Genomic DNA, 16,125 nt, shown 5'->3' on the forward strand with positions numbered 1-16,125 from the left:
CTTTCACCAAATGTCTTTCTTATCAGAAGATTTATGATTATTTGTGCAATAGTCAAATTAGGAAAGAAATTCGCTGATGTTCGTATTGATTCATTTACTATAGGGCCCCACGGAACAGTAGTTAGTGGTGTGTTGATGTTATTGCTTGCATTTGCAGCATTCTTTCAATATAGATGTTGACATTTTGTCAACACAACTATACACTTTTGTACAACGATAATTTTTCATTAAACAATAACGTGAGTGTTAGGGAACTATCAGAAGGGAGAATCCAATATGGCGGATAAGAAAGAAAATACTACTCTAGGTTTATTGTTGAAAGAACTATTGAAAGAACGTTCATTATCCATGCGGAAGTTTAGCGAACTTACAGGAATCGATACAGCTACGATTTCACGGATTATCAATAATAAACGAAAAGCAACACCACAACATTTAGAAAAATTCGCTGATTGCCTTGGCGTTCCTTTCATTAATCTTTTTGAAGCAGCAGGATATCCTATTGAACAAAGACAAGAAGAGTCGCAGTCAGATATTCATACCTCGGTTGATGCAATACAGACTTTTCTTAAGGCTTCTAATGTGTACGACAATCAATTTTCAGTGCAAGATGTTGAAAAAAAATTAGACGATTATGGATTATTTGCACAAACAGAAGAGGGGAAAAATACAATTCATAAGAGTTTTAACGAAAAGATTCAAAGTGTAGGTAGCGTTGGACCATTTATAAGTAAGTTGAAAGAGTTATATGTAAAATTTACAACAGATAAGGGTACACTATTAGAATTAACAATAATTGGAAGTGTATTATTGTATTTTATTATTCCAGTGGATGTTATTCCGGATTATCTTTTTCCTATTGGTTATTTGGACGATGCAATAGCTGTACAACTTACCGCAAAATCTTTGTTGAAAAATTACTGATAGGTGGATTAATTAATTTATGAAAAATAGTAAAACAAGCCGTAAATGGTTAAAAAATTCGTTTTTAGCATTCACATTGATCATCGTAATAGGGATTGTTTATTGGTTTTATCAGTACAATAGTGGATTGGCAATGGCAGAAGACGAAATCAAAAAAGAAGATGAGGAAACGTTTGAGCCATTCAAAGGTGCCGACCTGCAATTTGGTGAGATTAATGTGCTATTGATAGGCAGTGACACTAGAGGCGATGAAGGAAGATCTGATGCTTTAATGATTGCACATTATAATCAAACGACGAATCATGTAAAAATCGTTTCAATTATGAGAGATACGTATGTTGACATTCCAGATTACGGGAAGAATAAAATAAACGCTGCGTTTGCTTTTGGAGGTCCAGAACTTGTAAGGAAAACAATTAAGCAAAATTTTGATATTGATGTGAATTACTACGCTATCGTTGATTTTGAAGGATTTCCCAAAATTGCGGATCTTCTAGCACCAAATGGGATTGATGTTGATATCCCTTATGAAATGTCATATGGAATTGGAACGACATTATTTCCTGGAGAACAAACTTTACATGGTGACCAATTATTAGCATATGTACGATTCCGTCACGATCGTTTAAGTGATTTCGGACGAGTTGAACGCCAACAAGAAATTTTGACAAAGGTCAAAGAACAAATTAGTTTTCAAAGCTTAATGAATTTACCCAAAATACTCGGTGTTGCAGAGGCGTATATCGATACTAATGTTGACAATAAAACAATTCTTGCCATTGGGAAAGGTTTAATGGAGGGGAAATCTAATGGTGTGGATACTTTACGGATTCCTGTTGCCAGTTCTTTTGAAAACAAACATGTACATGTAGGCGCAGTCCTTGACATTGATTTGGAAAAGAACAAAAGTGCATTAGAAAAGTTTTTATCCATAGAGGACGATGTACAAATGTCTAAACTAGAAGGAGTTTCATCTTAAAGAGAATATGATGATAGATTATCAACTTTTCAAACTACTAAACCAATTTGCAGGACAATACCCGATTTTAGATCATCTTGTTCTTTTGTTTTCAAAATATGGCCCTATTCTATTTGGACTGGTATTGATATGGCTATGGTTTTCAAAAACCCAAAATCAGCATGAAAATAGAAAAATAGTAATATATGCATTAATAATTGTTATTCTCACTCTTGGAATAGATAGGATGATAGAAATGGCGTATTTTAGACCACGGCCATTTGTCAATCATAACGTAACATTGTTACTCGAAAAATCAAATCTAGATCCTTCATTTCCAAGTAATCATGCTGCAGGTGCATTTGCCTTGGCATTCGCTTTGTTTTGGAAACGAAGAAAAATTGGAACTGTACTCATCCTGATGGCCTGCTTCATGGCACTTTCAAGAATTTTTATCGGTGTACACTACCCTCTAGATGTGTTAGCAGGTGCATTTATCGGATTAGCGGTAACTTACATAGTGATGTTACTAAAACGTCTTCTTGAATCCTTCATACACAACAAGGAAATATATATAAAACAAGAATAACCTAGCAATATTAATATCTAAAAAGTTCGCAATTGGTGCGAACTTTTTTGTGTTACAACTATAGTAGCGTCAAAAACTCGTTCCTATAGATACTAGGTGATGCCTATTCCCAATTGTCCTAGAAGCTGTTGAACGCTCCAAATAAACTGGATGCCCTAAACAGAGCATCCAGTTTATTGTTAATGTAGTTGCTGTCTAAGCGCTGCAATTTTTTTAGCAAAGTCCAAGGCATGCCGACCATCTCCATGGATACATAATGTGTGCGCTGCCACTTTTATTTTTGTAGACTGTACAGAAAAAATTTCATTAGCAGTCAAAATTCCTGTTACATGCTTAAGCATTCCTTCTTCTGTTTGTATTAAGGCATTTGGTTCCTGTCTGCTCACTAATGTGCCATCATGATGATAACGACGATCAGAAAAAACCTCCTCATATACTTGTAGCCCCTTGTCCCTTGCAATCCCCGCCATTTGGCTTCCCGCTAAACAATATAAAATAAGCTGTGGATGGAGATCGTACACCGCATTGACAACAGCTGAAGCTTTCTCCTGATCATTTGCACATTGATTATAAAGTGCCCCATGTGGCTTAACATGATGTAGTGTCCCTTCTTCGATACGGACATAGGCTTGCAATGCTCCTACCTGATAGACGATCATATCGTAAATTTCAGCCGGACTAAATGCCATGTTTCTTCGTCCGAACCCCTCACGATCAGGATAGCCGGGGTGTGCACCAATATGAACATTTTTACGAATCGCACTACGAACAGTTTGGTGCATAATTGAATGATCACCCGCATGGTAGCCACATGCGATATTGATCGATGTCACATAATCTAGTATCTCTTCATCTCTTCCTGTAATAAAAGCATCATAGCTTTCCCCTAGATCACAATTAATATCCATTCACATGTCCTCCAGTGCAAAATGTATTGTGTTAAACATACGCATTTGGGCTACTTTATGTAAATCATCTTCATGTACTGTCGCTATAATAGGATAGCCTCCTACCGTTTGAGCATCCGCCATTAAGATGATGGGATTCCCATTTTGAGGCACTTGGATTGAGCCAAACTGTGTCGCTTCTGACAAAATTTCCTTCATTTCTTGCAGCTGTAAGACAGGGCCTTTTAAATAATAGCCCATTCTATTACCACCACTAAATTGAAAAGGATTTTGCAAAAACTGTTGTTGACTCTCTTCCGTAAATAAATGAAAATGAGGACCCTTGAAAATTCTAATAGTAATAGCGCTGTCAAAAGTCGGGCGATATGGTGCATAAAGACCTCTATTAAATTTTAATGGAGATGCTGCTTGTCCATATAAAATACTCCCTTTTGTAATTACTGTACCTAGATGACCCAGTGGTAGGCATGAGCTACTACCAAGCTCACATTTTGAATAAAATCCTCCGAGCGGCGTCAAGTATACGATTGAGCCTTGATTCATGCTCTTGACCATTAACCTATCACCCTTTGTTAAGTGGAATGTTTTCCACATTTCAATTGGTGCATTATTGACAAGGCATACACCTTGTCCCCCGGTTAAAACATATATACCATCAGCCAATGCCTCAAATTCAAAACCACCCACGAACATTTCGAAAGAAGTTTGGTCATGATGATTCTGCAAAATTAGCTGGGCTGCTTGAAACGATACTTTATCCATTGGTCCAGATAACGGAATACCAAATGCCCGATAGCCATACCTTCCTTTATCTTGTAAGCTACCATAAACCCCTTGTTTTGTTATGAGCAGAAGTGGCTTCAATCGCTACACTCCTTTGCTTTTCATTTCCCAAAATTGTTGTTTGGTTATTTCATAAAACTGGACTTCGTCACCCAGTTCAAATAGAAATGGCTCTTTCCCATTCAGATCAAAAAGTTCAAACGGCGTTTTGCCGATAATATTCCAGCCACCAGGCGAATCGACAGGATAGATTCCTGTTTGCCCGCCACCAACCCCAACAGAACTCGCTGACACAGAGGTTCTCGGTTTCTCTAAACGTGGCACAAACAATTTAGAATCAAGTTCACCAAGGTAAGGAAAACCTGGTAAAAAGCCAATTAAATAAACATAATAGCTTTTGGACATGTGTAGCATTTTCATGTCCTCAAAGGATAGACCTGTATAGTCCATCACTCGTTGCCTATCTAAGGCAAATTCCTCATCATAGCAAACTGGTATTTTTAGTAGTCTATTGGTTCTTTCACTATTTGTTGTGGCAGCCTGTATCTCAAGCCATTGTCTTTTTAACAGATCGACATTTATTTGTTGTTTGATATAAGCTGTAACTGTATGATAGCTTGCAACACTTTCAACTAGATTGTGTCGTAGTTGTTTTTTCAGAAACCGATTAAATGCTTGTACTGCATAAAAGTTTGTGTGGGATATTTCCTCATGAAAAGCAAATCGAATAGTATGCTGGCTAATCCACATCGAATGAGGAAATTCAATGATTGCCGGCACGTATTGTCTCCTCAATGCAAAGCTTCACAGCAGCCACTAAATCACGGATATTCCAGCCTGGAATTTTGCCATGTTGGATGGCCAATTCAAAGGATGCAGGAATATGAATAAAGCCAGCACGAACTCCTTCATGTTGCTGTGCATACACAAGACCCTCATACATAATGTTATTGCATAAGTAAGTACCTGCTGTATTGGAGATTTCAACTGGATAGCCTTCTGTTTGTAATCGATTTACCATATTGCGAATCGGTAAATTCGTGAGATATGCATCTGCCCCCTCCTCCTGAATACTCTCATCAACTGGTGTGTAGCCATTATTATCGGGCTCTCCATCTTTAACATTAATGGCAATTCGCTCAGGCGTTATTTTAAAACGGCCCCCTGCCAATCCTAAAGAAATAATGATTTGTGGCTCTATTTCCTCTATATGTTGCTTTAGCTGCTCAGCAGATTGTTGAAAATCTACAGATAAGATTCTACCAACAATATGATAGTCTCCTATCTTTTCTCCAGCTAAATTTTCTACAATTTGCATAGTTGGATTGATCTTATAATCAAGAAATGGTTCAAACCCTGTTAATAATATTTTTGTCATATTCGTCACCTGATTTCTATCGGACGTTTTTTTATGTAACGTCCGTATTGTTTATTTTTATATACTGGCGTAGTTATTGCGGCTTCTAAAATAGCCTGATTAAATAACTTATGTGCTTCCATACACGATGCTAATTCTTCACCATATACGATTTCATCTGCAACTTCTGAAATTATATCTAAAGCCACCCACTGTGGGTAACGCAAAATACTAACTGATGTAAATGCTGGGGTTACTTCCATACTACGATAAAAGTTAATATTCCCCATCCCTTCAATTGGGTACTTTTGTGGATCCCACTTTGTTCCGTATTTATAGTATCGATTACGCCAATAAGCATTTTCTTGGGCAAAAGTTGATCCTTCAAAAATATTATTTACTCGATCAGCTACTAGTTCCAAATTTTTAGCCTGGACTTCCTTTGTATCATCATCTGCATAACGACCAATTCCATATATCTTAGCACTCGGAAGTGTATAAGAAACTGGAAAAATCGGTGGACAGGCATAACCTGCGAACGGTTGAACCCACTCACGAGCGGGTATCCCATGGTCGTCAATGACAATATCAGGAGCCCATTTTTTTAAGATAAGTGGTAAAACATTTGCCTCACCAAACACACTTTTTTGGAATTTCACATGTGCGAATTCTAACCCCACCGCATTAAATCTTGCAGCATGGTGCTTCCATTTCGGATGCTCTTTTGTCAAACTCTCCATTATTTCATAACCATCAGGGTTGGCTAAAGGAATAATAATTATATTCATTTTTTTTAAGATTTCTGGATGGTCACAAATAATATTTTCCATTAGCTCTAATATTGCAGGCGTACTGGATACTTCATTTGGATGATGCCCAGCTTCAAAAACAATCGTATGCTTTTCATCTGTTTTTTTAAGCCCTGAATAATATTCACTTGTAATTGGTTCAGTCACTTCGAAAAATGGGATGACATTACCTTTATAAGAAACATCTCCATAATTCAATTTGACCTCAGCGTAATTTCTAAAACGAGTTAATAATTGAAAAACATTTTTAATTTTGTGCTTTAATTGTATTTGTGCCTTAATGACCTTAAGTTCATTCCCTCTATACATTTCAATAGTTTCAAATTGCCCTTCTGGATTAAACAAGATTCGCTTTGTGACCGGATCTATATTCAATTTTTCATTCCACTGGTAAACCTTTATTTCACTTTTGATTGGCATATATATATTTTGTTCTATATGAATATAAGGAATCACACCACCTGGCGCTTTGTAAGGTTGATTCACTAACCGGCGACCTAGTTCATGAAAATAGTCTAAGGTATTAAAGTATAAATCCTCGTATAATGCCTCAAACGATGAGTTTGCCTCTTGTTGAACACTGATTTCTTCTTCAATTCCAGATGACGTAAAGTCAATTTCAATTCGATCAAATAAAGGAGAAAGTTGTCCTTGCTTAACATTAGTTGTATCTATTTTTAATTTCTTCACCACTCGAGGCAAAAATTCTTTAACATACGATTTATAAAAACGTTCACGATCTGAAAATACTATTTTTTCTTGTACCCATTTCGTTTGGTTTAATAATCTATATCCAGCGGTAGTTGGATATACTTTTTTCTGACCATCAACATAATCCATTTCACTAATAAGTGGATTTAGTACAGCAATTAATTGATCATCTACAAATACACTATAAACATGTTGCGTGGTGCTTGAAAGTTCAAATTGCACTTGTTCTTTTGGTATGCCGAATTGTATTTCAATTAATTCATCCACTGGATAAAGCTCCATAATCCAGCGATTATGCTGTTCTAAGCCGTTTAATCTTACACCATCTTTACAAACTATTTTTACTTTTTCAAAAGGACTTTCAACAGATGGAAGTACTTCCTCTAATATCCAGTATAAACCTGTTTTAAATGCGGAGCGAACTTTAATTGTTTTTAAATTTGGAAATTTTCCGAACAAATCTAGTCTGTATTGATCACGATTTTTTTTATTCGCCGTAATATAAATTTCTGCCTCTAACGATGTATTTGGTTCATTTTCTAGTGCCTTTATAATATATGAAGCCTCGGATTCATCTTTCCATATTTCTTCATATAAAATATCCGCTTCATTCACTTGTTTTTCGTTTAATTCCCCAACCCCAAGTAAGCCACCTTCAGACACATGCTTCGCTGTCGCTATGGAATGTATAACGGCTGGTAAGCTTTCTTTTGTACCACAAATTTGAATAGCGTTTTTGGCGACTAATTCCATAAAGCTTCCTTTTCCTTGCTTGAGCGTAATGGATAGATGTCGTTCTTCTTTCGTTATAACTGGTAATGAAACAGATGTGGCATACAAGCCTAAACGTAACGCCAGATAACAAACCTCTTTTAAAATGGCATTTGTCTTTAATTCTTCTTGTACATCCATTCTTACGCTTACATGTTGTTGTGGATGCGCTTCATCTTTTTCACCCGTTCCATATGCTGTCCAAAGGTGACTTAAATTCTCATAATAGGGTAATGGGCTGTCCGTAGTTGTTTCTAAAATTCCTTCACTGGCTATTGTACTTAACAAGGCAGAAAGTGATAATTCACTCTCATAATAAAAAATAAATATATTCTTATCTTCTGAAATAAACGTGCTATTATGTTGCAAAAACTTCATTGTGTATTGTTGATTTGATGGTTGAAATAAATCAAAGTCTATTTCATTTGACTCAAAGCCTAAACGTAAACAAAAATCAATTAATCCTAGTGGAACAATATCAGTAGGTAAATCTATAAATAAAGAAGGTTTTTTTTTCGTTTCGTTCTTTTTAAATAAACTTGAAAAAATCATAGAGTTCATCGTATCACCTAAACTTTCATATTTGGATCTAAGCGATCTCGTAACCAATCTCCCAATAAATTAAATCCTAAAACTGTTAACATAATTGCAACACCTGGAAAAACAGATATCCACCAAGCTGAGGTCATATAATTTCGACTATCAGCTAACATACCACCCCACGAAGGTACTGTAGGTTCGACACCTAACCCTAAAAATGTTAATGAGGCCTCTAATAAAATAAACTCTGCAATACACATCGTTGCTAACACTAAAATAGAGGAAGCAACATTTGGCAGTATATGCTTAAGGATTATTTTGAAATGTGTCCCACCTATAGCCTTTGCAGCTTGTATATACTCTTGTTCCTTTAAAGCCAATATTTCTCCTCGAATTAATCGAGCAAAACTAACCCAATATGTAAGTCCTAGGATAATAATAATTTTTTCAATACCTGTTCCAAATACACTCATAATCACGATTGCTAGTAATATAAACGGTAGCCCCATTTGAACTTCAGCTAATCGCATAATTAAATCATCCATCCATTTCCCAAAGTAACCTGAAACAATTCCCAGAAACGTACCAAGCACCAATGAAATGAATACGCCACAAATACCAACTAATAGAGATATACGCGCTCCGTAGATAATTCTACTTAGCAAATCACGCCCAACCTGATCTCCTCCAAGTAAATATTGGGATTTACCAGAATCGTCTAGCCATTTGGGTAAATCGAGCCGATGTCCTAAGCTAGCTGCTCCTGGATCATAGGGAGCAATATAAGGAGCGAAGATAGCACACATTATAGTAGTTACAACTAGTAACAAACCTATTATCCCTGTTGGATTGTTCTTTATGAATTTCAAAATGCTTATTATTCGATTGGCTTTTTTTATTTCTATTGTTTCTGTCTCCATTATCTGTGTCATTAATTATCACCTCTTCCAGTTCTAATTTTGGGGTTAATCAATGAGTAGCATAAATCAACGATCAGATTTACTAAAATCATAATAAGCGCTAAAAGAATGACTCCTCCCTGTACGACTGGATAGTCTCGTTGATTAATAGAATCAACAATTAATCTTCCAATTCCAGGCCATGAAAAGACTTGCTCTACAATAACCGCACCTCCTAATAGCCCCCCAAACTGTAAACCAACAAATGTTACAGTTGGCAATAGGGCATTGCGGAACGCATGACGAATGATCACTAACCATTCTCTTATTCCTTTCGCACGTGCAGTTGTCACGTATTGCATTTTAAGTACCTCAAGCATAGACGTACGAATTAATCGAACTAGTATACCTGATAGAATCAGGCCCAATGCAATGGATGGTAAAATTAATGAGCTAAACCCATCAAATCCGGATACTGGCAACCATTTTAGTTGAACAGCGAAAATTAATATAAGCATAAACGCTAACCAGAAATTAGGAAAAGAAATGCCCAACAAAGAAAAAATACGACTAAAAACATCAATAGATTTCCCTTTATAAATGGCTGATAGAATACCTAGTGGCACAGCTATTAACAACGCAACTGCCATTCCACCCAAAGCAAGTGCTATTGTCGGCCACGCTCGTTCGAGCAACATCCCTAAGACAGGACTATTTGAACGATATGAAGTACCGAAATCAAGTGTTACTAAATCCTTCATAAATATGATGTATTGCTCCCATACAGGCTTATCCAAACCTAGTTTGGCTGTCAGTTCTTCTACTGCTTGTTGTGATGGTTCACCAGCTCCAAACATAATACTTACAGGGTCACCTGTTAAACGAATTGCGAAAAATATAATTAACGAAACTGCAATGATCACCAACACAGTATGCGATAAACGTCGTAGAATATAGGAAAGCATAATTCCATCCTCCTAATTTGAAATGAAAGAGATAGTATGCTAGCATACTATCTCATAATTTTTACTTACTCGACAGTGACACCTTCAAATCTAAAGCGGCCATCATGTGGTGGTTGGAAACCTTTTATTCGTTTATTCACTCCGTATATTTCTACCTCGGAATATAGATTTACTTCAGTAGCCTCTTCATATAAGACTTCTGTTAGTTCTTTAAAAACTTTTTGTCTTTCGTCATTATCAATAGTGGCACGCTCTGCTGCTAATAATTGTTCTACTTTTTCATTTTTAAAAGATGGGTTCCAGAATTCGCCCTCGTGATACATTAAATAAGCTGTATTATCAAAGTCCAGAGTCCATCCACCCCAGCCATTTTTATACATATGTCCAGCTTTTCCTTGCGGTATTAACTCTGATTGGAATGTAGTATTTTCCACACTATTAATCGAAGCTTTTAATCCAACTTCTTCTAAGTAAAACGCTACTGCTTGCGCAATCTCTTTAAATGTTCCATCAGTACCTGGAATAAAGAACTCTAGTGTTGTACCTTCAGGAATGTTCGCTTCAGCCAATAGTTTTTTTGCTTTTTCAGGATCATATGGATATGGCTCTAAATCTTTGTTATAACCAAACGATAAATTACTTTGGAAAGAGCTAATAAGATTCCCATAGCCAGCTAAAATTTCTTTTACAATTGTTTCTTTATCGATAGCATAGTTAATAGCTTGACGAACACGTACATCATCAACTGGCTCTTGCGCTGTATCAAAACGAATGGAATAAGCTGTAGGAGTTGACACATCCATTAATTCAATAAAGTCAGTTCCTTCTGCTGTTGCAGCTTGTGAAACTTCTAAACGTGTCATAATATCAATATTTCCTGTTTGTAATTCTGCAAGTGCTGTTGCTGTTTCTGGGATAACTTTAAATGTTACTTTATCTAATTTAACAGCATCTTTATTCCAATAATCTTCATAGCGTTCAATAACCACTTGTTTATCACGTTGATAATCTGTCATTTTAAATGGACCAGTACCAACAGGTTTCATATCAAAATTCTCTGCTCCCTGTTCTTGAATATATTTAGGTGGTACGATTACAGCACCATATCCTGATAGTTTTGTTAGTAATACTGGATCTATAGAATTTAAGTGCATAGTTACTTCATATTCACCAGTTACTTCAACATTGTCGATCGAAGTATAGTTTGAATATTGAGGACCTTTTTGACCTTCATCACCTAGCAAACGATCAAAAGTAAATTTAACTGCTTCCGCATTAAATGGTTCCCCATTATGGAAGGTAACACCTTGTCGTAGTTGAAATACAATTGTTTTTTCATCTTTATATTCCCAAGATTCCGCTAACCCTGGTTGAATTTCTAAATCTAAAGAACGGCTTACTAATCCTTCAAATACCGAAGTTGCTACCGTACTCCAAGAAAGTAAAAAGGTATCAATTGGATCCCAGTTTTGGGGATCTCCTGCCACACGAATAGCTAATTCATTACCACGTTTTACGGCAGAGTTTTCGCCAGAATATTTGCTACTATTTTTACTGTCGTTTTTTGTCGATGTGCCGCCACTACATGCTGACAAAATAATCATCATGCATACAAGTAATAGCGCTATCCATTTCTGTTTCTTCATAATTGTTCATCCCCTTTTGTATTTGTGCTATTTATACGCCATAAGGATATGGCATCGAATAACCTAGTTCAGTAGATATTAAAGCAGCAGTTTCCCACAGTCCTTCTAAAAATGTATTAATTTTTTCTTGCGGTAATAGAGATTCTATCCCAGCTATACTAATGGAGTATTCTACTCTTCGATCACTATTAAAAATCGGCACCGCTATTGATACAGTTCCTTCTTCCAATTCTGACACGCTGTAGGCATAACCATTTTTCTTTCCAAAATCAATTAATTCAGAGATTTCTTCGTCCGTATGGGGGGTTCCACTCGCATATTTTTTTCGAGGTTTTTGTAGTACCTCGCCTATTTTTTCTTCAGATTGAAAAGATAAAAGAATACGTGAGCAAGCACCTGCGTAAAGTGGTGCTCTTCTTCCCACTCTTGTATATAATAGAACAGGTTTTAGACTTTCTATTTTTTCAATGTAAAGGCCATCTGTTTCATCCAGTACAACTAATTGAACAGCCAAATCAAATTTCTGTTGTAACATTTTCATATATGGTATTGCCAAAGAACGAATTTCAATTGAATTAGCCGCTATCGCTCCTAATTCAATTAGTTTATTCCCCAGTAAATAATGGTCACTTAAAATTAACTGTCCACCACTTTGAACATATGGACGTTTTAAAACACCTAAATCCGTAAATGTTTTCAAAAATCTATGTAAGGTCGGTTTAGGGATATCTGTTTCAATTGCTAGTTCGTCTAACCGCCAAGAAGGTTTTTCTTCAGTAAATAACGTTAAAATGTTGATACCTTTTTCCAATGTTTTACTCATGTTAATCGCTCCATTTGTTCTTCATAAAGTAAACAAGAAACTTCATGTTGGTCACCAATTTTTTTTAATTCTGGAGATGTCACTTTACAAATTTCCATACAATTTGGACACCGTGTATGGAAGGTGCAACCTGATGGTGGATTTGCTGGATTTGGAACATCTCCGCTAAGCACAATTCGTTCCTTTACTTTTGAAGGATGAGATTTGGGTAATGCTGATAACAATGCTTTCGTGTATGGATGTTTAGGATTATTAAATAATTCATGTTTGTCAGCCATTTCCACTAACTTACCTAAGTACATCACGCCTATACGATCACAAAAATGATGCACAACACTTAAATCATGGGATATAAAAATATAGGTTAGGTTCATTTCCTTTTTTAAGTCTTTCATTATATTCAATACTTGAGATTGAATGGATACATCAAGTGCAGATACTGGTTCATCTGCAACAATCAATTTTGGATTCGACACTAGTGCTCTTGCAATTCCAATTCGCTGTCTTTGGCCACCTGAAAATTCATGTGGAAAACGTTCTAGCTGCTTTTGTGTAAGACCAACCTGTTTGGCTACCTCATAAACACGTTGTTTCCGTTCTTCCTTTGTACCAATTCCAAAATTCACTAAAGGTTCTTCAATTATTTTAAAAACCTTCATACGTGGATTAAGTGACGAAAAAGGATCCTGGAAAATTATTTGCATATCACGACGTTTTTGTCGTACCTCTTTTGGGCTAAGAGTAGCTATATTTTCTCCATTCAGCAAAATTTCACCTTCAGTAGGTGTAAGAAGTTGAATTAACGTTTTGCCCATTGTGGACTTTCCACACCCTGACTCTCCGACAATCCCTAAAACTTCACCCTCGTTTACAAAAAATGACACATCATCTACTGCTTTTAAATTCCCCGAACGTGATCCTTTTACTGAGAAATACTTCTTTAAATGCTTAACTTCTAACAGTGGACTGCCCATTGACAATCCCTCCTCCCACATCATCTTTTTCATATAACCAGCATCTTACTGTGCTACCGATAGACGTTGTAAATAGCTCCGGCTTCTTTTTACATTTTTCAGTGGCAAATTCACATCGGTCAAAAAACCTACAACCTGACGGCATATCGGATGGCGACGGTACCACTCCTTCGATAGACGGCAGATACTCTTGTTCTGTCTCAATATCCGGCAATGAGTTTAGTAACCCTTTGGTATATGGATGAAGAGGATGATCAAATAAATCCAATACATTTGCTTCTTCAACTATTTCACCCGCATACATCACAATCACTTTCTCACATATTTCAGCAACAACACCAAGATCATGGGTAATTAAAATGATGGACATGTCTAGTTTTTCTTGAATGTCTTTCATTAAATCTAGGATTTGTGCTTGAATAGTTACATCTAAGGCTGTAGTAGGCTCATCTGCGATTAATATTTCTGGTCCACAAGCCAATGCCATAGCGATCATAACCCGTTGCCGCATTCCGCCAGATAATTGGTGGGGATATTCATTCACTACTTTATCCGGACGAGGAATACCAACGAGACGGAGCATATCAACTGCACGCTCTCGTGCCTCTTTTTTTGAAATATTTTCATGGCTATGAATCATTTCAATGATTTGTGAGCCAACTTTATATACTGGATTAAGAGAGCTCATCGGTTCCTGAAATATCATTGAAATTTTTTTCCCACGAATCTTTCGCCATTCCTTCTTCAATTTTTTATTAATTTGTTTTTGATCTATGTAAATTTCCCCACTTTGCCAATCAACCCCAGTAGGCAATAATCCCATAAGAGATAGTGATGTCATACTCTTTCCACAGCCAGATTCCCCTACAATCCCCAATGTTTTTCCTTTTTCAAGTTGAAATGACACCCCATTGACAATGGCAATATCTTTTTTATTTTGTTGAATACCTATTTTCAAATCTTTTACTTCTAAAATATTCAATCCCATTTTTACCCCCTCCGTTCCAAAATATGAAACGCGATTCCATTTTTTAAAATCTTATCAGAAATTACTTGCATATTTCAATAGTTTTCAGAAAAAAATAAATATTCTATTTAATATAATTATTTCAGGAAAATAATTAATTTGTCTCAAATTTGTTTGTTAATAAGCAAACTAACCCTACTTCCTTCCAGAAAAAAATTTTTAAAAAACAAAAAAAGCATGGCCCCGAGTTCTTCTCGGACCATGCTTAAAGTACTTTAATGGACAATTTCTTATTTCAAATGTGCAGTCGCCTGTTTCATGACGTATTTCCCTACTCCAATATAAATCGCTACAGCTGTTCCAATCAATACGAATGTCATCGCTGACCGCTCCTTTTCATATAAATTAATCTTTTTCTATTTGACTTTCTGACCATTACATTGAATTTGAAAATCATTCTCATTCATATATTATAAATTTCACGTTAATTCGTCAAGACGTACTTTCATCTTACCCTTTTTACATGGTAAGATGTAGAAAAGTCGGAAAAAGGATGCGGTAATGATGAGTAATTCGAAGTACTTTCAAACTATTTTAAACGGGACAATTCACGCTTTAAAATCAATTCTTCCTATGGATATAGAAGTAAAGTCGCCTAGTATTATTTCTGAACCCTTTCAACAGCAACAAATGGGTGTATTGATTGGTTTAATCGGAGATTTAAAGGGTCGCGTCATCATTGATTCCTCTCCCGAAGTGTTCAGTGGGATCGGTAGTACCATGTTTGGTATGCCGCTTGAAGGAGAAATGCTAGAATCCTTTACAGGAGAATTTGGTAACATGATTGCTGGAAATTTATGTACAGCCGTTGGGCAAGAAAGCTTAGAAATTGACATTACTCCACCAACTGTGATGGTCGGCAATACAAAATTATATGGCTTTGAAAAAGCATTTGCTCTCCCTGTCTCAGTCCCAAACGTTGGTGCACTAACAGTTCTATTAACGATTGAGGAAGAAGTAGAATAGAAAGCTAGTTTATAAGACTATGCCAAATAAGACATTGTATGCAAGAGCATACTGCTTTTATGTACAGAATTTCCCATTCGCCTACAAGAAGTGATAAAGAAGGTTCTGCCTTCCTTCAAATCTATTGTTTTTATTAAAAAAAAGCTAAATACAATAATTAAACAAGCTATCTCAATGACTTTTGAGATGGCTTGTTTTTTTCTCTCTTCAATTCTTCACACTTTCTTCACATAATTTGCGTAGATGTGTGATTTTTTTCACATCTAAATGAATTGGATTTTTATATGATGACAGTAAGAAACACCACAATAAAAGCGTAGGAGGAGCAAAAATGGCAAACAAAAAGAAGTCAGATGAGAATTTAAAAGGTTCACTCTATGCAGTTTTTGGAGTAGGTATCGTCATTATTTTACTTTGGGTGTACTGCTTTGATTTGTTCATTGGACGGTTTTAATCTACGAAGAAGGGACAGAAA

At 36.1% G+C, this 16,125-nt stretch carries 16 protein-coding genes; 5 read left to right on the top strand and 11 right to left on the bottom strand.

Annotated elements, in window-relative coordinates:
• Positions 1–276: 276 nt before the first annotated feature.
• Genes AO843_RS10005 through AO843_RS10015 form a run of 3 tightly spaced genes read left to right on the top strand, consistent with a single transcriptional unit; the run spans position 277 to position 2,471 of the window.
• Positions 277–924, top strand: coding sequence for a helix-turn-helix domain-containing protein (locus AO843_RS10005; RefSeq protein WP_054610980.1), 648 nt, complete (start codon positions 277–279; stop codon positions 922–924).
• Positions 925–943: 19 nt separating this feature from the next.
• Complete coding sequence (locus AO843_RS10010; protein WP_054610981.1) at positions 944–1,903, top strand: LCP family protein; 960 nt, start codon at positions 944–946, stop codon at positions 1,901–1,903.
• Positions 1,904–1,913: 10 nt separating this feature from the next.
• Positions 1,914–2,471 carry a phosphatase PAP2 family protein gene (locus AO843_RS10015; RefSeq protein ID WP_231630114.1) on the top strand — a complete coding sequence of 186 codons (558 nt, stop codon included), beginning with the start codon at positions 1,914–1,916 and terminating at the stop codon, positions 2,469–2,471.
• 179 nt (positions 2,472–2,650) lie between these two features.
• On the opposite strand, the gene AO843_RS10020 is transcribed toward AO843_RS10015, so the two are convergent.
• The 11 genes from AO843_RS10020 to AO843_RS10070 all read right to left on the bottom strand — a co-directional run bounded on the left by AO843_RS10020 (position 2,651) and on the right by AO843_RS10070 (position 14,645).
• On the bottom strand, positions 2,651–3,379 hold the full coding sequence (locus AO843_RS10020) for a 5-oxoprolinase subunit PxpA (RefSeq protein ID WP_054610983.1): 729 nt from the start codon (positions 3,377–3,379) through the stop codon (positions 2,651–2,653).
• Positions 3,380–4,243 carry a 5-oxoprolinase subunit C family protein gene (locus AO843_RS10025; protein WP_054610984.1) on the bottom strand — a complete coding sequence of 288 codons (864 nt, stop codon included), beginning with the start codon at positions 4,241–4,243 and terminating at the stop codon, positions 3,380–3,382. It abuts the gene before it with no gap.
• Positions 4,244–4,246: 3 nt separating this feature from the next.
• On the bottom strand, positions 4,247–4,942 hold the full coding sequence (gene pxpB, locus AO843_RS10030) for a 5-oxoprolinase subunit PxpB (protein WP_156313956.1): 696 nt from the start codon (positions 4,940–4,942) through the stop codon (positions 4,247–4,249).
• Positions 4,926–5,540 (bottom strand): pyroglutamyl-peptidase I, encoded by a 615-nt coding sequence (gene pcp / locus AO843_RS10035; protein WP_054610985.1) that lies wholly within the window; start codon positions 5,538–5,540, stop codon positions 4,926–4,928. The genes pxpB and pcp overlap by 17 nt, the downstream gene beginning before the upstream one ends.
• Before the next feature lie 5 nt (positions 5,541–5,545).
• Positions 5,546–8,371: a M14 family metallopeptidase gene (locus AO843_RS10040; RefSeq protein ID WP_054610986.1), complete on the bottom strand. Its 2,826-nt coding sequence runs from the start codon at positions 8,369–8,371 to the stop codon at positions 5,546–5,548.
• 8 nt (positions 8,372–8,379) lie between these two features.
• A complete protein-coding gene (locus AO843_RS10045; protein ID WP_054610987.1) occupies positions 8,380–9,282 on the bottom strand; it encodes an ABC transporter permease in 903 nt (300 codons plus the stop codon).
• The gene (gene nikB, locus AO843_RS10050) at positions 9,282–10,214 is read right to left on the bottom strand and encodes a nickel ABC transporter permease (protein ID WP_054610988.1); all 933 of its coding nucleotides are present in this window, start codon (positions 10,212–10,214) and stop codon (positions 9,282–9,284) included. Before nikB ends, AO843_RS10045 begins: the two co-directional genes overlap by 1 nt.
• A 65-nt stretch (positions 10,215–10,279) precedes the next feature.
• On the bottom strand, positions 10,280–11,860 hold the full coding sequence (locus AO843_RS10055; RefSeq protein WP_054610989.1) for an ABC transporter substrate-binding protein: 1,581 nt from the start codon (positions 11,858–11,860) through the stop codon (positions 10,280–10,282).
• A gap of 31 nt (positions 11,861–11,891) precedes the next feature.
• Positions 11,892–12,683, bottom strand: coding sequence for an IclR family transcriptional regulator (locus AO843_RS10060; RefSeq protein ID WP_054610990.1), 792 nt, complete (start codon positions 12,681–12,683; stop codon positions 11,892–11,894).
• Positions 12,680–13,657 carry an ABC transporter ATP-binding protein gene (locus tag AO843_RS10065; protein ID WP_054610991.1) on the bottom strand — a complete coding sequence of 326 codons (978 nt, stop codon included), beginning with the start codon at positions 13,655–13,657 and terminating at the stop codon, positions 12,680–12,682. Before AO843_RS10065 ends, AO843_RS10060 begins: the two co-directional genes overlap by 4 nt.
• On the bottom strand, positions 13,632–14,645 hold the full coding sequence (locus tag AO843_RS10070) for an ABC transporter ATP-binding protein (protein WP_197278904.1): 1,014 nt from the start codon (positions 14,643–14,645) through the stop codon (positions 13,632–13,634). Before AO843_RS10070 ends, AO843_RS10065 begins: the two co-directional genes overlap by 26 nt.
• A gap of 543 nt (positions 14,646–15,188) precedes the next feature.
• Here AO843_RS10070 and AO843_RS10075 point away from each other — a divergent pair.
• Both AO843_RS10075 and AO843_RS25370 read left to right on the top strand, forming a co-directional pair.
• Positions 15,189–15,650 carry a chemotaxis protein CheX gene (locus tag AO843_RS10075; protein ID WP_054610992.1) on the top strand — a complete coding sequence of 154 codons (462 nt, stop codon included), beginning with the start codon at positions 15,189–15,191 and terminating at the stop codon, positions 15,648–15,650.
• Between the two features lie 331 nt (positions 15,651–15,981).
• On the top strand, positions 15,982–16,104 hold the full coding sequence (locus AO843_RS25370) for a hypothetical protein (protein ID WP_255350373.1): 123 nt from the start codon (positions 15,982–15,984) through the stop codon (positions 16,102–16,104).
• The last annotated feature ends 21 nt before the right edge of the window (positions 16,105–16,125 follow it).

The sequence above is a fragment of the Lysinibacillus sp. ZYM-1 genome (assembly GCF_001308875.1).
Lineage (GTDB): Bacteria > Bacillota > Bacilli > Bacillales_A > Planococcaceae > Lysinibacillus.